The sequence below is a fragment of the Streptomyces sp. cmx-4-9 genome (assembly GCF_046548835.1).
Classification (GTDB): Bacteria; Actinomycetota; Actinomycetes; order Streptomycetales; family Streptomycetaceae; genus Streptomyces.
This window is the reverse complement of the sequence record NZ_JAEBEE010000014.1, coordinates 43179-59631: the sequence shown is the minus strand read 5'-3', so window position 1 is coordinate 59631 and position 16453 is coordinate 43179. Positions and strand designations below refer to the sequence as shown.

15 protein-coding genes are annotated in these 16453 nt (G+C 73.6%); 13 read left to right on the top strand and 2 right to left on the bottom strand.

Annotation, left to right across the window (positions count from 1 at the left end; all coding sequences use genetic code 11):
- The first annotated feature begins 2 nt into the window (after positions 1–2).
- The 5 genes from ACLJTM_RS33415 to ACLJTM_RS33395 all read left to right on the top strand — a co-directional run bounded on the left by ACLJTM_RS33415 (position 3) and on the right by ACLJTM_RS33395 (position 5152).
- Positions 3–272 (top strand): acyl carrier protein, encoded by a 270-nt coding sequence (locus tag ACLJTM_RS33415; RefSeq protein WP_411107572.1) that lies wholly within the window; start codon positions 3–5, stop codon positions 270–272.
- Positions 273–284: 12 nt separating this feature from the next.
- On the top strand, positions 285–1073 hold the full coding sequence (fabG, locus tag ACLJTM_RS33410; protein WP_411107571.1) for a 3-oxoacyl-ACP reductase FabG: 789 nt from the start codon (positions 285–287) through the stop codon (positions 1071–1073).
- A gap of 50 nt (positions 1074–1123) precedes the next feature.
- On the top strand, positions 1124–2065 hold the full coding sequence (locus ACLJTM_RS33405; RefSeq protein WP_411107570.1) for an aromatase/cyclase: 942 nt from the start codon (positions 1124–1126) through the stop codon (positions 2063–2065).
- Between the two features lie 2 nt (positions 2066–2067).
- On the top strand, positions 2068–3546 hold the full coding sequence (locus ACLJTM_RS33400; protein ID WP_411107569.1) for an FAD-dependent monooxygenase: 1479 nt from the start codon (positions 2068–2070) through the stop codon (positions 3544–3546).
- A gap of 106 nt (positions 3547–3652) precedes the next feature.
- Positions 3653–5152: an FAD-dependent monooxygenase gene (locus ACLJTM_RS33395; protein WP_411107568.1), complete on the top strand. Its 1500-nt coding sequence runs from the start codon at positions 3653–3655 to the stop codon at positions 5150–5152.
- 89 nt (positions 5153–5241) lie between these two features.
- Here the strand turns inward: ACLJTM_RS33395 and ACLJTM_RS33390 are convergent, their stop codons facing one another.
- Together ACLJTM_RS33390 and ACLJTM_RS33385 are read right to left on the bottom strand one after the other, a co-directional pair.
- Positions 5242–5556 (bottom strand): hypothetical protein, encoded by a 315-nt coding sequence (locus ACLJTM_RS33390; RefSeq protein ID WP_411107567.1) that lies wholly within the window; start codon positions 5554–5556, stop codon positions 5242–5244.
- 1077 nt (positions 5557–6633) lie between these two features.
- Positions 6634–7668, bottom strand: coding sequence for a methyltransferase (locus ACLJTM_RS33385; RefSeq protein WP_411107566.1), 1035 nt, complete (start codon positions 7666–7668; stop codon positions 6634–6636).
- Between the two features lie 242 nt (positions 7669–7910).
- Between ACLJTM_RS33385 and ACLJTM_RS33380 the strand changes: the two genes are divergently transcribed.
- The 8 genes from ACLJTM_RS33380 (at position 7911) to ACLJTM_RS33345 (ending at position 16303) form a co-directional block, all read left to right on the top strand.
- Positions 7911–9014 (top strand): ScyD/ScyE family protein, encoded by a 1104-nt coding sequence (locus ACLJTM_RS33380; protein ID WP_411107565.1) that lies wholly within the window; start codon positions 7911–7913, stop codon positions 9012–9014.
- 316 nt (positions 9015–9330) lie between these two features.
- Positions 9331–10473: an inositol-3-phosphate synthase gene (locus ACLJTM_RS33375; RefSeq protein WP_411107563.1), complete on the top strand. Its 1143-nt coding sequence runs from the start codon at positions 9331–9333 to the stop codon at positions 10471–10473.
- Complete coding sequence (locus ACLJTM_RS33370; protein ID WP_411107562.1) at positions 10470–11345, top strand: SCO3242 family prenyltransferase; 876 nt, start codon at positions 10470–10472, stop codon at positions 11343–11345. The genes ACLJTM_RS33375 and ACLJTM_RS33370 overlap by 4 nt, the downstream gene beginning before the upstream one ends.
- Positions 11342–12187, top strand: coding sequence for a sugar phosphate isomerase/epimerase family protein (locus ACLJTM_RS33365; RefSeq protein ID WP_411107561.1), 846 nt, complete (start codon positions 11342–11344; stop codon positions 12185–12187). The genes ACLJTM_RS33370 and ACLJTM_RS33365 overlap by 4 nt, the downstream gene beginning before the upstream one ends.
- Positions 12184–12849, top strand: coding sequence for an EboA domain-containing protein (locus ACLJTM_RS33360; protein WP_411107560.1), 666 nt, complete (start codon positions 12184–12186; stop codon positions 12847–12849). Before ACLJTM_RS33365 ends, ACLJTM_RS33360 begins: the two co-directional genes overlap by 4 nt.
- On the top strand, positions 12849–13718 hold the full coding sequence (locus ACLJTM_RS33355; protein ID WP_411107559.1) for a TatD family hydrolase: 870 nt from the start codon (positions 12849–12851) through the stop codon (positions 13716–13718). Before ACLJTM_RS33360 ends, ACLJTM_RS33355 begins: the two co-directional genes overlap by 1 nt.
- 3 nt (positions 13719–13721) lie before the next feature.
- A complete protein-coding gene (gene eboE, locus ACLJTM_RS33350) occupies positions 13722–14891 on the top strand; it encodes a metabolite traffic protein EboE (RefSeq protein ID WP_411107558.1) in 1170 nt (389 codons plus the stop codon).
- Entirely contained in the window at positions 14888–16303 is a 1416-nt protein-coding gene (locus tag ACLJTM_RS33345) for an alkaline phosphatase family protein (protein ID WP_411107557.1), read from the top strand. The genes eboE and ACLJTM_RS33345 overlap by 4 nt, the downstream gene beginning before the upstream one ends.
- Positions 16304–16453 lie beyond the last annotated feature (150 nt).

Here is a 16453-nt window from a genome sequence, read left to right as displayed (position 1 = left end):
CCATGGCCACCAAGGAATTCACCCCGGACGACCTGCGCCGCACCCTGCGCGAAGCCGCGGGCGTGGCCGAGGGCGTCGACCTGGACGGCGACATCCTCGACACCGAGTTCGACGTGCTGGGCTACGAGTCCCTCGCGCTTCTGGAGGCGGGCAGCCTCATCGAGCGCGAGTACGGCATCTCCCTCGACGAGGAGGCCGTGAACGACGCGAACACCCCGCGCGCCTTCATCGAGGTCGTCAACGCGCAGCTCGCGCCTGCCACGGCTGCCTGAGGAGGAACCGACATGGCACAGGACACCACCCCCCGCGTCGCCGTCATCACCGGCGCGACCAGCGGCATCGGCCTCGCCTCGGCGCGGCTGCTCGCCTCGCAGAACCACCGGGTCTTCATCGGCGCCCGCAACGCCGACAACGTCGCGGCGACCGTGAAGGAGCTCCAGGACGAGGGCCTGGAGGTGGACGGCGCGGTCGTCGACGTCCGCGACACCGCGTCCGTCGAGGCCTTCGTACAGTCCGCCGTCGACCGCTTCGGCACCGTCGACGTCGTGGTCAACAACGCCGGCCGGTCCGGCGGCGGCCCCACCGCGGACATCGCGGACGAGCTGTGGGAGGACGTCATCGAGACGAACCTCAACAGCGTCTTCCGGGTGACCCGCGCCGCGCTGACCACCGGCGGCATGCGCCACAAGGACCGCGGCCGGATCATCAACATCGCCTCCACCGCGGGCAAGCAGGGCGTCGTCCTCGGTGCCCCGTACTCGGCCTCCAAGCACGGCGTCGTCGGCTTCACCAAGGCGCTGGGCAACGAGCTCGCCCCCACCGGCATCACCGTCAACGCGGTCTGCCCGGGCTATGTGGAGACCCCGATGGCGCAGCGGGTCCGCCAGGGCTACGCGGCCGCGTACGACACCTCCGAGGACGCCATCCTCGAGAAGTTCCAGTCGAAGATCCCGCTCGGCCGGTACTCCACGCCCGAGGAGGTCGCCGGCCTGGTCGGCTACCTGGCCTCCGACACGGCCGCCTCCATCACCGCCCAGGCGCTCAACGTCTGCGGTGGCCTGGGCAACTTCTAGCCGCCCCGCGCAGTACCGCATTCCCCCAGGAGAAAGAGAGTCAAGTCGTCATGACGACGCGTGAGGTCGAGCACGAGATCACCATCGGCGCCCCCGCCGCCGCGGTCTACCAGCTGCTCGCGGACGTCACCAACTGGCCGCGGATCTTCCCGCCGACGATCCACGTCGACCAGGTCGAGGCCGAGGGCAACGAGGAGAAGATCCGGATCTGGGCGACGGCCAACGGCCAGCCCAAGAACTGGACCTCGCGCCGCACCCTGGACCCCGAGGGGCTGCGCATCACCTTCCGGCAGGAGGTCCCGGCCGAGCCGGTCAAGCACATGGGCGGCACCTGGATCATCGAGGAGCTCGGTGCGGACGAGTCCCGGGTCCGGCTGCTGCACGACTACAGCGCCATCAACGACGACCCGCACGACCTGCTGTGGATCGAGCGGGCCGTGGACAAGAACAGCACCTCGGAGCTGGCGGCGCTCAAGACGAACGTGGAGCTCGCCCACGCCGCCGAGACCGAGGAGCTGACCTTCTCCTTCGTGGACACGGTGCAGATCGCGGGCAACGCCAAGGACGCCTTCGACTTCATCAACGAGGCGGACCGGTGGGCGGAGCGGCTCCCGCACGTCGCCGTCGTGCGCCTCGCCGAGGACACGCCCGGCCTGCAGGAGCTGGAGATGGACACCCGCGCCAAGGACGGCTCGGTGCACACCACCAAGTCGTACCGGGTCGTCTTCCCCCACCACAAGATCGCCTACAAGCAGGTCACGCTTCCCGCGCTGATGACCCTGCACACCGGCGAGTGGACCTTCGAGGACAACGCGGAGGGCTTCACCGCCTCCTCGCAGCACACCGTCACCCTCAACACGGACAACATCGCGCGGATCCTGGGCCCCGAAGCCACCGTGGCCGACGCCCGCGCCTACGTCCACACCGCGCTCAGCACCAACAGCAGCGCCACGCTCGCGCACGCCAAGGCCTACGCCGAGCAGAAGGCCTGACCATGACCGCGGACCTGCTGGAGGCCGATGTCGTCGTCGTCGGCGCCGGACCCGTCGGGCTGCTGCTCGCCGGCGAACTGTGCCGCGGCGGCGCCGACGTGGTCGTGCTGGAGAAGCGGCGCGCCCCCAGCACGGAGTCGAGGGCCTCCACCCTGCACGCCCGCACGATGGAGATCCTCGACGTCCTCGGCCTGCTGCCCGACCTCGGCCGTCCGCCGGTCGAGCCGCGCGGCCACTTCGGCGGGATCCCCCTGGACCTGACCGGTCCGAGCCCGCACTCCGGCCAGTGGAAGGTCCCGCAGACCAAGACCGAGGGCGTACTGGAGGAGTGGGCGATCTCGCTGGGCGCCGACATCCGGTGCGGCCACGAGCTGACCTCGCTCACCCAGACCCCCGGGGCGTCCGGGTCCGTCGAGGCCGAAGCCGCCGGCCGCGACGGGGTGCTGCGCCTGCGCGCCCGCTACCTGGTGGCGTGCGACGGCGAGGACAGCACCGTACGGGCCCTGCTGGGCGCGGACTTCCCCGGTGAGGACGCCGGCCGGGAGCTGCTGCGCGCCGACGTCGAGGGCATCGACATCCCCAACCGGCGCTTCCAGCGCCTGGAGCGGGGCCTGGCCATCGCCTGGCGCAACCCCGCCGGGGTGACCCGCGTGATGGTCCACGAGTTCGGCTCGGCCGCGCAGCCGCGCACCGGCGAGGCGCAGTTCGAGGAGATCGCGGTCGTCTGGAAGCGGGTCACCGGGGAGGACATCAGCGGCGGCACCCCGCTGTGGGTGAACTCCTTCGGTGACGCCTCGCGCCAGCTCGACCGGTACCGCCACGGCCGCGTCCTGTTCGCGGGGGACGCCGCCCACCGGCAGATGCCGATCGGCGGCCAGGCCCTCAACCTGGGTCTGCAGGACGCCTTCAACCTCGGCTGGAAGCTCGCCCTGCACGTGCGCGGCGCGGCCCCCGCCGAACTGCTCGACACCTACGACTCCGAGCGGCACGCCGTCGGCCGCCGGGTCCTGGCCAACATCCGGGCGCAGGCCCTGATGCTGCTCGGCGGCCCCGAGGTGGAGCCGCTGCGCACCGTACTCGGCGAGCTGATCGCCGAGGAGGACGTACGGGCCCACCTGGCGGGGATGATCAGCGGCCTCGACGTCCGCTACGACGTGGGCGGCCCCGGCCACCCGCTGGCGGGGCTGCGGCTGCCGGAGACGGCGCTGCAGGACGACGCGGGTGCGACCAGCACCACGCGGCTGCTGCGCGAGGGCCGGGGCGTCCTGCTCGACCTGCGCGGCGGGGCCGGGCAGCCGCTCGCCGTCGCGGACGGCTGGGCGGACCGGGTGACCGTACGGGCCGGACTGCCCGGGCAGGGCGGCGCCCTGGAGGGCGTCGGCGCGGTACTGCTGCGGCCGGACGGCCATGTCGCGTGGGCGGGGTCCGGCGACGCCGGGCTGCGGGAGGCGTTGGAGCGCTGGTTCGGCCCCTCGGGCTGACCGGCCGCCGGCCGCACGCCGACCGCGCGCCGGCCGCGCCCCACCGCACCTTCGACCGCCCACCACCGCGCAACTCTTTACGACGCATCTCGAGGAAGGGAACACCATGGAAGGGACAGCGGTGGACACCGATGTCATCGTCGTCGGAGCCGGTCCGACCGGCCTGATGCTCGCCGGGGAACTGCGCCTGGGCGGGGCACGCGTGATCGTGATCGAGAAGCTGACCGAGCCCACGATGCAGTCGCGGGGCCTCGGCTTCACCGCCCGCACCATGGAGTCGTTCGACCAGCGCGGCCTGCTGCCGCGGTGGGGCGGGCTCGAAACGATGCCCATGGGCCACTTCGGCGGGGTGCAGTTCGACTACAGCGTGCTGGAGGACGCCCACTTCGGCGCCCGCGGCGTACTGCAGTGGCGCACCGAGGAGGTGCTGGAGAACTGGGCGAAGGAACTCGGCGCGGAGGTCCGGCGCGGCTGGGAGTTCGCCGCACTGGCCGACGGTTTCCTGGACGGGGACACCGTCGAGGTCACCGTGGACACCCCGGAGGGGCAGCAGCGCCTGCGCGCCTCCTACCTGGTGGCGTGCGACGGTTCGCGCAGCACCATCCGCCGCGCGGCCGGTTTCGACTTCCCGGGCATCCCGGCCAGCCGGAAGATGTACGTCGCCGACGTGGTGGGATGCAACCTGCGCCCGCGCTACCTCGGTGAGCAGCTGCCCAACGGCATGGTCATGGTCGGCCCGCTCGGCGACGGCGTGGACCGCATCATCGTCTGCCCGCACGGCACCCCGGCGAGCGACCGCGACGCGATCGTCCCGTTCGAGGAGGTCGCCGACGCCTGGGAGCACATCACGGGCGAGGACATCCACGGCGGCGGCGCGAAGTGGGTGAGCTCCTTCACCGACGCCACCCGCCAGACCTCCGAGTACCGGCGCGGCCGGGTGCTGGTGGCCGGCGACGCCGCCCACATCCACCTCCCGGCCGGCGGCCAGGGCCTCAGCACGGGCGTGCAGGACGCGGTCAACCTGGGCTGGAAGCTTGCGGCCGTGGCGCGCGGCACGGCGCCGGACGCCCTGCTGGACACCTACCACGCCGAACGGCACCCGGTCGGCAAGCGGCTGCTGATGAACACCCGGGCCCAGGGCACGGTGTTCCTCGGCGGCCAGGAGGCCGAGCCGCTGCGCCAGCTGTTCCAGGAGCTCGTGCAGTACGACGACGTCAAGCGGCACCTGGCGGGCATCGTCAGCCACCTGGAGATCCGCTACGACCTCGGCGACGCCGAGGAGGTCCACCCCCTGGTGGGCCGCCGGATGCCGCCGCGGCTGCTGGTCGGCGCCGCCGGTGAGACCCGGATCGCCGAACTCCTGCACGCCGGGCACGGCGTCCTGCTGGACCTGTCCGACGACGCGTCCCTGCGGGGCACGGCCGCCGGCTGGCAGGGCCGGGTGGACGTGGCGACGGTCGTCGCCAAGCCCACCGACGGCCCCGACCCGCTGGAGGGCGTCACCGCCCTGCTGGTCCGCCCCGACGGCTACGTCGCCTGGGCCGGCTCCGCGGGCGGGCAGGACCCGGCGCCCGCACTGGAGCGCTGGTTCGGTCCGGCCGACTGACCCCCTCCCCCCAGGGGCCGCGCCCCTGTCCCCCCGGTTGCGACCGGGAGGGCAGGGGCGCGGGTGCGTTCGACCCCGGGGTGGTCCGGTCAGCCTCCGAGACGCTTCAGCGGCACGACCACCCGTCGACCGGTGGCCTTCTCGCCCAGGCGGTAGAACTTCACCTGCCCCACCTTGTGGGTCAGTTCCATCCACCCGTCCGTCTCCAGCTCACGCCGGGCACGGGAGAAGTGCGACGGGGGGACGCCGACGATCTCAGCCAGCTCGACGGCCGTCATCTCCACCGCGTGCTCCAGCGCCCCGAAGACCGCGTACGTCATCAACAGGTTCTGCTTGAGGTGCGGAAGCCCGCTGATCCGCAGTTGCAGCGCTACGAGCTCCGGGTACGGGCTTTGACGTGGCATTCTTCCTGTCCTTCGGTGCAGCGTCGGGTAGCCCCGGCAGGGTCGGCTTCTGATAGGCGGCTGCCTCTTGTGACTGTTCCTGTCCCGTGAGGCTGGACACGATGTGCGGGCTGGCCCGGTACCTGATGGTGCGCCCCACCGTCTCGGCGACGAGGAACAGTTTGTTCTCGGCCAGCTTCTTGGCGATCCGGCGGGTGCCCTGCGGCGTCAGACCGAGGTGCTGTGCCGTTTCGGCGGCCGTCGCGCCACCTTGTTCATAGGTCTGGATCGCACAGTAGAAGAACACCCGGAAGTCGTCGCCCGTCAGACCCGAGCCCTTGCCGAGCATCGCCATGACCCGCGGAAAGGAAAACTGTCCGAACCTCCCGCCGAAGTCGTACGAGCGCTGGACCGGCCCTTCCTCCCACAGTTCGTGCACCTCGCCGCTCTGTTGGCTGATCAGCTTTCGTCGCGTACCGCGTGTGCCCCTGGTCAACTTCCGGCCCCCGCCCCCCGTGTCGTCCGAACCCCCGACATTACCAGGGGTGACATGTCGCCATGGGTAGGGGAAGGAACCTTGAGGTTCCCTTGATTACCACAGGCGACATGACCATCAGCGCCATGTATAGGCATCCCAGGATGCCGATATAGGCATCCCAGGATGCCATTGCCTCCGACATCTCCGCAGGTCAGAGCGGCGCGGGGGTATCGCCTTCTCTATGACAAGGAGGAACGGCAACCACGAACCGCGCGCCGGCCCGAGGGTGGAGGGCTCGTGCCGACCCGCGGGTGGGCGGGGGTACGGGGGTGGAAAAGCAGGCAGCGTGGCTGATGCCGGTGGGGGCTGAGCGAATTCCGACGGCCGGAGTCCGGCTTGCGGGTATCGCCTGGGCACACCTTCTGTGGCTGAGGTCTTCCAGGTCGGACGGGGCCGGTGCCGTGGAAAGGGCGACGGGTCCGGGGGCGGTCGGCGCGCGGGGCAGGGTGCGACGCCGATGGAGAGCGAAGCCGGGCCGGGGCGCGTGGCCGGGCCCGGGCGAAGGACGGCATGCCGAAGGCCCCGGTGGGAACCGGGGCCTTCGGCGGGGGTCACCGGTACTAGACCGGGATCGCCTCCACGATCGAGACGGGGGAGCCGGTGGGGACGACGCGCTCCAGCTTGAAGCCGGCGCGGGCCACCAGGTCGGCGTACTGGGTGGCGGTGCGCTCCTTGCCGCCGACGAGCAGCAGCAGCCACATGTCGACGAGCTTGCCCGAGTGCGAGGCGTTGAGCTCGTCCTCGGGGATGACCATCTCGACCAGCAGCAGCTTGCCGCCGGGCTTGATGGCGGCGCGGACGTTGCGCAGGATCTCCAGCACCTGGTGCTCGGGCCAGTCGTGCACGATGTGCTTGAGGACGTACGCGTCGCCACCCTCGACCACCGCGTCGAACAGCCCGCCCGCGTGCGTGCTGCTGCGGTCCGCGACGCCCTGTGCGGCGAGGAATTCGACGGCGCCGTTCCCCTCGACACGGGGGTCGGAAAGGATTCCGCGGGTGTTCGGCGCGCTCTGCAGGATGCCGGCGAGAAGTCCGCCCTGGCCGCCGCAGAAGTCCACGACCGTGCCGAATGCGGAGAAGTCGTAGGAGCCGACGACCGGCTGGGTCTCGGTATCGGACATGTTGCCCATGCCCTTGATGAACACCTGCCCGTACTCCGGGTTCTGCTCCAGGTACTCGAAGGCGCCCATGCCGCGCAGCTTCGGCAGGCTCGGCTCACCGGTGCGCACCGAGTCCAGCAGGTGGCTCCAGTCCTCCCAGTGGATGGGGTGGCCCATCAGGACCGCGATGTCGCGCATGGTCAGCGGGTGGTCGGCGCGCAGCGCGTCGGCCATCGGCGTCAGCGCGTACGTGCCGTCCTCACGCCCTTCGAAGATGTGGTGGCTGGCGAGCAGCCGCAGCAGCCGGTCGAGGGCCTCGGCGTCCGCTCCGACCCGTTCGGCGATCTCCGCGGGCGGCAGCGGGCCCTCGTGGAGGACCTCCGCGATCCGCAGTTCGGCGGCGACGTAGATCGCCTGCGTGATCATCGAGCCCATGGCCAGCTCCAGCAGCGCGAAGGGCGCGAACTGGGCGGGAGGGGGCGGGGATGCGGGCATTCTTTTCCTCCAAGGCAGCAGCCTGAATTCTGTCCCAACCGCCGGAAGGGACCCGTCTCTCCACCACGATAAGGAATGTGCTCCAGGTGCCCTGGAGTCGCACTCGAACCTGCCTGGTGCGGGGAATTCCAGGTGTTCAACCGCGGAATTCCTGCAGTCGGACAAAGGCTGGTTTTCCCCTATCGTGGCGCAGGTTTCAATCTGCTCCCGGGGAAAACGGGGGGCGCCGACAAGGGAGAAACATGTCGAGTTCACGCAAGTCCTGGAAGAAGGCCCTCCTGGCAGCGGGGGCGGCCGGCATCGTCGTCGCGCCGCTGGTCTCCGGGCCGGCCCAGGCCGACGCCACGGTCACCGGCGGCACCGCGACGCTGGAGGTCATCGCCAGCGGGCTGAAGAACCCCCGCGACATCACGGTCCTCAACGACGGCACCCTGCTGGTCGCCGAGGCCGGCGAGGGCCAGCCGGGCTGCGCCGTGGGCGCCCAGTGCGCCGGGGCCACCGGCGCGATCTACAAGGTCAAGGGCACCAGCAAGAGCCGTGTGGTGACCGGGCTGTCGTCCGTCGCCGGCGGTGCGGCCGCCGGCGCGCCGGTCATCGCCGCGGGCCCCTCGCACGTCGTACCGGACCCCCAGGGCGGCTTCCTGGTCCTGAGCGCCTTCGGCGGCAACCGCACCACCGCCGACCGGGACGCGCTCGGCGCCAACGCCAAGCAGCTGGGCACCCTCTTCCGCACCCGCGACGGCAAGGTCCTCGGCGACCTCGTCGACCACGAGACCCGCCTGAACCCGGACGCGGGCGACCTGAACGCCAACCCGTGGGGCTTCGTCCGCAGCGGCTCCGGCTACCTGATCACCGACGCGGCGGCCAACACCGTCGTGCGCGCCGCGAGCAACGGCACCACCTCCACGGCGCACGTCCTGCCGAAGAACCAGCTGTCCGCCACCACGGCCGCGGAGAGCGTGCCCACCGGTGTGGTCAAGGACTGGGACGGCACCCTCTACGTCGCCGACATGAGCGGCGGCAACCCGGGTGCCTCCCGCATCTGGAAGATCGAGCCGGGCGGCCAGCCGCAGGTCTTCGTCACCGGCCTGACCAACGTGGTCGACCTGGACTTCGACTGGAAGGGCGACCTGCTGGCCCTCACCTACAGCAAGACCACGCTGGCGGGCCCCCCGTCGGCCGGTGCGCTGTACGAGATCAACCAGTTCACCAAGGCGGTCAAGGAGATCCCGACCGGCGACCAGCTCAAGCAGCCGACCGGCCTCGCGGTCGACATCTGGGGCGACGTGTTCGTCACCAACAACACGGTCGGCACCGGCGGCCAGCTGGTGAAGGTCAAGTTCTGAACCGTGTCCTGACCTGAGTGCGCGCTGCGCACGCTCCTCGACGGCCCCGCCGGTCCCCCAGCCGGCGGGGCCGTCGGCATGCAGCGGGGCGCGCGGCAGGCGGTCGGGGGGCGCGGCAGGCGATCGGGGGGTGACAACAGGCGGTCGGGGGGCCACGGCAGGCAGGCGGGGGCGACGGCAGGCAGGCGGCGGGGCAGCGGGCGGGCCGCCGGTGGGGAACGGCTCGGGCGGCACTCGACGGCCGCCGGAGAGGAGCGTCCGGAAGCCGCCGGGATCGGCATCCTGGCCGGGCATCCACTTGCGAAATACGACGCCCATGGAGGCTGCCGTGTCCCTTCACGCCGAGACCCCCGCCGCCGGACCCCGGACCGGTGTGTGGTTCGTCGGGGCCCGCGGGTCGGTCGCCACGACGGCGGTCGCGGGCTGCGCGGCGCTGGCCGCCGGCCTCGCCGAACCGACCGGCCTGGTCACCGAGTCACCGGCCTTCGCGGCCGGTTCCCTGCCCGCACCGGGCTCCCTGGTCTTCGGCGGGCACGACACGGCCGCCGCCCCGCTGCCCAAGCGGGCGGAGGAGCTGGCCGCCCAGGGCGTCCTGCCGCACTGGCTGCCCGCCGCCGTGCAGGGCGAGCTCGCCGCGGCCGACGAGCGCATCCGCACCGGCGGACCGCTGCCGGGCGACACCCGTACCGGCGAAGAGCTCATCGCCGCCTTCGCCGCGGACATCGCGGAGTTCGCCCGCACCACCGGTGTCGCCCGCGTGGTCGTGGTGAACGTCGCCTCGACCGAGCCGGTCCCGGCGGCCGGCGAGCTGCCCGCCAGCTCCCTGTACGCGGCCGCCGCGCTGCGGGCGGGCTGCGGCTACGTCAACTTCACCCCCTCGGCGGGGCTGCACCACCCGGAACTGGCCGAGGCCGCCCGCGCGTCGGGCCTCCCGTACGCCGGCCGCGACGGCAAGACCGGCCAGACCCTGCTGCGGGCCGTGCTCGCGCCGATGTTCCACCAGCGGGCGCTGACGGTCCGGGCCTGGTCGGGCACGAACCTGCTGGGCGGCGGCGACGGGGCCTCCCTGGCCGACCCGGCGGCCGCGGCCGCGAAGAACGCGGGCAAGGAGCGGGTGCTGGCCGACAACCTGGGCACGGTGCCCGAGGGCCAGGTGCACATCGACGACGTCCCGGCGCTCGGCGACTGGAAGACGGCCTGGGACCACGTGGCCTTCGAGGGCTTCCTCGGGACCCGGATGGTGCTCCAGACGATCTGGCAGGGCTGCGACTCGGCACTGGCCGCGCCGCTGGTCCTGGACCTGGCCCGGCTGGTCGCCCGCGCCCACGAGCAGGGCCTGGCCGGGCCGCTGCCCGAGCTCGGCTTCTACTTCAAGGACCCTGACGGCGGGTCCTCGGCCCTGCCCGAGCAGTACGCCGCCCTGCTGGCCTTCGGTGCGCGCCTGGCCGGGTCCAAGTGACGGCCGCCCTCCGGGCCTGGGCCGAACTCCTGCGCGTCCCGGCGGTGTTCACCGTGCCCGGGGACGCGCTCGCCGGGGCCGCGGCCGCCGGGGTGCGGCCGGGGCGCCGCAGCGCACTGGCGGCGGCCTCCTCCCTGTGCCTGTACGAGGCGGGCATGGCCCTCAACGACTGGGCGGACCGCGAGGAGGACGCGGTGGCCCGCCCGCACCGGCCGCTGCCCTCGGGCCGGATCCGGCCCGGCGCCGCCCTTGCGGCGGCGGGCGCGCTGACGGCGGCGGGCCTGGCCCTGGCGGCGCGGGCCGGACGCCCGGCGCTGGCCGTCGCCGTGCCGCTGGCGGCCACGGTCTGGGGGTACGACGTGAAGCTCAAGCACACCCCGGCGGGCCCCGCGGCGATGGCCTGCGCCCGCTCGCTGGACCTGCTGCTGGGCGCGGCCGCCGCCGCGGGCACCGTCCGCGCGGCCCTGGCGCCGGCGGCCGTCCTGGGCGGCCACACGTACGCCGTCACCCTGGTGTCCCGCAGGGAGGCCGAGGGCGGCTCCACCGCCGCCCCGCTGGCCGCGCTCGCCGCGACGGGCCTGCTGGCCGGAGCGGTCGCCCGGCCGGCCGGAGCGGACCGCCGGCCGGCCGGAGCCGCCGTACGCGTCGCCCTGGCCGCCACCTACGCGGCCACCTTCGCCCGGCCCCTCGTCCACGCGGCCCTGCACCCCTCGCCGCCGCTGACCCAGCGGGCCGTCGGCGGCGGGATCCGGGCCATGATCGCCCTGCAGGGCGGGCTGATGGCGCGCTCCGGCGCCCCCGCGGCCGCGGTGCTGACCGCCGCGCTCGCGCCCGTCGCCGCCCGCCTGGCCCGGAAGGTGAGCACCACATGAGCACGCTGCGCCTGGGATACGGCACCAACGGCCTGACCGACCTGCGCCTCGGCGACGCGCTCGCCCTGCTCGCCGACCTCGGCTACGACGGGGTCGGGCTGACGCTCGACCACATGCACCTGGACACCTTCGCCCCGGACGCGGCCGCGCTGACGGCCCGCACCGCGCGGCGGCTCGCCTCGCTCGGCCTCGACGTGACCGTGGAGACCGGCGCCCGCTACGTGCTGGACCCGCGGCGCAAGCACGGTCCGACCCTCCTCGATGCCGACGCGGACGCCCGTGGGGCGCGCACCGACCTGCTGGTCCGGGCGGTGCGGATCGCCTCCGAGCTCGGCGCGCTGGCCGTGCACTGCTTCAGCGGGGTGCTGCCCGAGGACGTCGACGAGGACACCGGCTGGAAGCGGCTGGGCGAGTCCCTCGGCCCCGTCCTGGAGGTGGCCGAAGAGTACGGCGTACCCCTCGCGATCGAGCCCGAGCCCGGTCATCTGCTGGCGACGCTCGCCGACTTCCACCGGCTGCGGGAGGCGCTGGGCGATCCCGGCCCGCTCGGCCTGACCCTCGACATCGGCCACTGCCAGTGCCTGGAGGAGGCCTCCCCGGCCGACTGCGTCCGGGCGGCGGCGCCCTGGCTGCGGCACGTGCAGATCGAGGACATGCGCCGCGGGGTCCACGAACACCTGCCCTTCGGCGACGGGGAGATCGACTTCCCACCGGTCCTCGACGCCCTGGCCGCCACCGGCTACCAGGGCCTGACCGTCGTCGAACTGCCCCGCCACTCCCACGCCGGGCCCGCGCAGGCAGCGCGGTCCCTTCGGTTCCTGCGCAACGGAGGCACGAGATGACCGCCCGGTCCACCGAGGTCCGCGAGATCCCGTACGCGTCGTACGGAGCAGCCGGCGAGGCCCCGTACGGGGTCCCGTACGAGGAGCTGTACGCACGGGTGCACGCCGAGGCCTACGGGCCGCTCGGTGACGAGGCCCGCGCCTGGCTGGACGCCGCCCGCGCCGCCGCCGCCGACCGGTCGCCCGGCTGGGAGCTGCGCTTCGCGGAGGCCGGCCGGCACTGCGCCGCACCCGATGCGGCGCGGGTGCTGCTGCTCGCCGCCGCCCGGCCCGCCGCGGACACCGTGACCCGGCTCTACCGGCAGGGCAGCGCCGCCGAGCGGCGCGCGGTCCTGCTGGCCCTGCCGCACCTGGACCCGGCGCCCGCCGAGGGCGTGCCGCTGGTCGAGGACGCCCTGCGGGCCAACGACACCCTGCTGGTCGCGGCGGCCCTCGGCCCGTACGCGGCCCGCCACCTGCCGCCGCACGCCTGGCGGCACGCGGTGCTCAAGTGCCTGTTCACCGGTGTGCCGCTGGCCGGCGTCGCGGGCCTGGAGGGCCGCGCCCGCGGGGACGGCGAACTGGCCCGGATGCTCACCGCCTTCGCCGCCGAACGCACCGCCGCCGGCCGCCCGGTCCCCGAGGACCTGCACCGTGCGCTCACCCTGACCGAGGAGCTGTAATGCGTATCTTCGACCCGCACGTCCACATGACCTCGCGCACCACCGACGACTACGAGGCCATGTACGCGGCAGGGGTCCGCGCGGTCGTGGAGCCCGCGTTCTGGCTGGGCCAGCCCCGCACCTCGCCGGCCTCGTTCATCGACTACTTCGACACGCTGCTCGGCTGGGAGCCCTTCCGCGCCGCCCAGCACGGGATCGTCCACCACTGCACGATCGCGCTCAACCCCAAGGAGGCCAACGACCCGCGCTGCACGCCGGTGCTCGACGAACTCCCCCGCTACCTGGTCAAGGACCAGGTCGTGGCCGTGGGCGAGATCGGCTACGACTCCATGACGCCGGCCGAGGACCACGCGATGGCCGTGCAGCTGCAGCTGGCCGCCGACCACGGCCTGCCCGCGCTGGTGCACACGCCGCACCGCGACAAGCTGGAGGGCCTGCGCCGCACCATCGACGTCGTGCGCGAGTCCGCGCTCGGCACGGAGCGGGCGCTGCTGGACCACCTCAACGAGTCCACGGTGAAGGAGGCCAAGGACAGCGGGGCCTGGCTGGGCTTCTCCGTCTACCCCGACACCAAGATGGACGAGGAGCGGATGGTCGCCGTCCTGAAGGAGTACGGCCCGCAGAAGGTGCTGGTCAACTCCGCGGCGGACTGGGGCAGGAGCGACCCGCTGAAGACCCGCAAGGTCGGCGAGGCGATGCTGGCCGCGGGCTTCGGCGAGGACGACGTGGACCTCGTGCTGTGGCGCAATCCCGTCGCCTTCTACTCGCTCAGCGGGCGCCTGCGCCTGGAGGCCGTGGCCCCCGGCGCCACCCACGAGGGCAACTCGATCCTGCGGGGCGCCCCCAAGACCGTCCCCGCCGGGGTGTAGCCGGTGCGCTTCCGTCACGCGGACGGCTCCACCGTCCACCTCGCGTACTGCACGAACGTGCACCCGGCCGAGACCCTGGAGGGGGTCCTCGCCCAGCTGCGCGAGCACGCCGAGCCGGTGCGCCGCCGGCTCGGCGCCGGCCGGCTCGGCATCGGGCTGTGGCTGGCCCGGGACGCCGCCCGCACCCTGGACGGCGATCCGCGCGCCCTGGAGGGGCTGCGCACGGAGCTGGCGCGGCGGGGGCTGGAGGTCGTCACCCTCAACGGGTTCCCCTACGAGGGGTTCGGCGCCGAGGTGGTCAAGTACCGCGTCTACCGGCCCGACTGGGCGGACGCCGAACGCCTGGAGTACACCCTGGCCCTGGCCCGGGTGCTGTCCCGGCTGCTGCCCGACGACGTGGCCGAGGGCACCGTCTCCACGCTGCCGCTGGCCTGGCGCACCGGGTACGACGCGGGGCGCGCCGCCCGTGCCCATGCGGCGCTGGGCGTCCTCGGGGAGCGGCTCGACGCCCTCGCCGAGGAGAGCGGCCGCTCGATCCGGGTGGGTCTGGAGCCGGAGCCGGGCTGCGTGGTGGAGACCACCGCCGATGCGATCGGCCCGCTGACCGCGGTCGGGCACGACCGCATCGGCATCTGTGTGGACACCTGCCACCTGGCCGCCTCCTTCGAGGAGCCGCGGGCAGCGCTCGCCGCCCTGGGGGCGGCGGGGGTACCGGTCGTCAAGTCCCAGCTGTCCGCGGCCCTGCACGCCGCGGACCCCGCCCACCCGGAGGTCCGCGCGGCGCTGGCGGCCTTCGACGAGCCGCGCTTCCTGCACCAGACCCGCACCGGGACGGCGGGCGCCCTGCTGGGCACCGACGACCTGGGGCCCGCCCTGTCGGGCGGCCTGCCGAGGGACCGCGGGCCCTGGCGCTCCCACTTCCACGTACCCCTGCACGCGGCGCCGCAGGCTCCGCTGGCGTCCACCCTGCCGGTGCTGGACGAGGCGCTGGCCGTCCTGGTCGGCGGCGAGCGGCCCCTGACCCGGCACCTGGAGGTGGAGACGTACACCTGGCAGGCGCTGCCGCCGGCGCTGCGTCCCCGTGACGCCGACGGGCTCGCCGACGGAATCGCCGCCGAACTCTCCCTCGCCCGCGACCTGCTGACGCACCACGGCCTGAAGGAACTGCCATGACGACTGCCGCCCCCGGCCCGAGCACGCCCCCGAGCGCGAACCCGCTGCTCGTCCTGGACGTCGTCGGCCTCACGCCGCGCCTGCTGGAGCACATGCCGCACCTGCGCGCCCTGGCGCAGGAGGGCTCGCGCGCCGCGCTGGAGACCGTCCTGCCCGCGGTGACCTGTTCGGTGCAGGCGACCTTCCTGACCGGTTCCACCCCGTCGGAGCACGGCATCGTCGGCAACGGCTGGTACTTCCGGGACCTCGGCGAGGTGCTGCTGTGGCGCCAGAGCCACGAGCTGATCGAAGGGGACCGGGTCTGGGACGCGGCGCGGCGCGCCGTGCCCGGCTACACCGTCGCCAACATCTGCTGGTGGTACGCGATGGGATCGGGCGCCGACTGGACGGTCACGCCCCGCCCGGTCTACTACGCCGACGGCCGCAAGGAGCCGGACTGCTACACCCGGCCGCCGGCCCTGCACGACGAACTCACCGAACGTCTGGGCACGTTCCCGCTGTTCACCTACTGGGGGCCGGGCGCGGGCCTGCCCTCCTCCCGGTGGATCATCGACGCGACCCGGCACGTGATGGCCACCCGCAGCCCCGACCTGACGCTGGCCTACCTGCCGCACCTGGACTACGACCTCCAGCGGTTCGGCCCGGACGACCCGCGCGCGCACCGGGCTGCCGCGGAACTCGACGCGGCCCTCGCACCGCTGCTGGACGAGGCGCGCGCGCAGGGCCGGACCGTCGTCGCCCTGTCCGAGTACGGCATCACCCGCGTCAGCCGGCCGGTCGACATCAACCGGGCGCTGCGCCGCGCCGGGCTGCTGGAGGTGCACACCCAGGACGGCATGGAGTACCTCGACCCGGGCGCCTCGCGGGCCTTCGCCGTCGCCGACCACCAGGTCGCGCACGTCTACGTACGCCGTCCCGAGGACCTGGCGGCCACCCGGGAGGCGCTGGCCGGGCTGCCGGGCCTGGCACGGCTGCTGGACGAGGACGGCAAGAAGGCCGAGGGCCTGGACCACCCCCGTTCCGGGGAGCTGGTCGCGGTGGCCGAACCGGACGCCTGGTTCACGTACTACTACTGGCTCGACGACGCCCGCGCCCCCGACTTCGCCCGGCTGGTGGAGATCCACCGCAAGCCCGGCTACGACCCGGCCGAGCTGTTCCTGGACCCCGAGGACCCCTACGTACGGGTCCGCGCGGCGGGGGCGTTGGCCCGCAAGAAGCTCGGCATGCGCTACCGGATGGCGGTCGTCCCCCTGGACCCCTCCCCCGTGCGCGGCAGCCACGGGAGGCTGCCCGACCACCCCGACGACGGTCCGGTGGTGCTGTGTTCGGCGCCCGCGGCCGTCTCGGGGCGCCTCGCGGCCACGGAGGTCAAGGCCCTGCTCCTGGAGCTGGCCGGGCTGACGGGAGCCTGAGCCCGTCCGGTGGGCCGCCGGGGGGCGGCCCGCCGGACGGACCGGGGCCCGCGGGCGCGTACCGCGGGCCCCGGCTCCACCCGGTTGCGACCCACGCTCCGGAGCCGGTCCAGAGCGGCCCGTGATGATCGGACGCATCCCGTAACAGCT

Bases quoted from the DNA above. Each gene is read 5' to 3' on its own strand.
- ACLJTM_RS33415 (WP_411107572.1), top strand. From the start codon at position 3: ATGGCCACCAAGGAATTCACCCCGGACGACCTGCGCCGCACCCTGCGC.
- fabG (WP_411107571.1), top strand. From the start codon at position 285: ATGGCACAGGACACCACCCCCCGCGTCGCCGTCATCACCGGCGCGACC.
- ACLJTM_RS33405 (WP_411107570.1), top strand. From the start codon at position 1,124: ATGACGACGCGTGAGGTCGAGCACGAGATCACCATCGGCGCCCCCGCC.
- ACLJTM_RS33400 (WP_411107569.1), top strand. From the start codon at position 2,068: ATGACCGCGGACCTGCTGGAGGCCGATGTCGTCGTCGTCGGCGCCGGA.
- ACLJTM_RS33395 (WP_411107568.1), top strand. From the start codon at position 3,653: ATGGAAGGGACAGCGGTGGACACCGATGTCATCGTCGTCGGAGCCGGT.
- ACLJTM_RS33390 (WP_411107567.1), bottom strand. From the start codon at position 5,556: ATGCCACGTCAAAGCCCGTACCCGGAGCTCGTAGCGCTGCAACTGCGG.
- ACLJTM_RS33385 (WP_411107566.1), bottom strand. From the start codon at position 7,668: ATGCCCGCATCCCCGCCCCCTCCCGCCCAGTTCGCGCCCTTCGCGCTG.
- ACLJTM_RS33380 (WP_411107565.1), top strand. From the start codon at position 7,911: ATGTCGAGTTCACGCAAGTCCTGGAAGAAGGCCCTCCTGGCAGCGGGG.
- ACLJTM_RS33375 (WP_411107563.1), top strand. From the start codon at position 9,331: ATGGAGGCTGCCGTGTCCCTTCACGCCGAGACCCCCGCCGCCGGACCC.
- ACLJTM_RS33365 (WP_411107561.1), top strand. From the start codon at position 11,342: ATGAGCACGCTGCGCCTGGGATACGGCACCAACGGCCTGACCGACCTG.
- ACLJTM_RS33360 (WP_411107560.1), top strand. From the start codon at position 12,184: ATGACCGCCCGGTCCACCGAGGTCCGCGAGATCCCGTACGCGTCGTAC.
- ACLJTM_RS33355 (WP_411107559.1), top strand. From the start codon at position 12,849: ATGCGTATCTTCGACCCGCACGTCCACATGACCTCGCGCACCACCGAC.
- ACLJTM_RS33345 (WP_411107557.1), top strand. From the start codon at position 14,888: ATGACGACTGCCGCCCCCGGCCCGAGCACGCCCCCGAGCGCGAACCCG.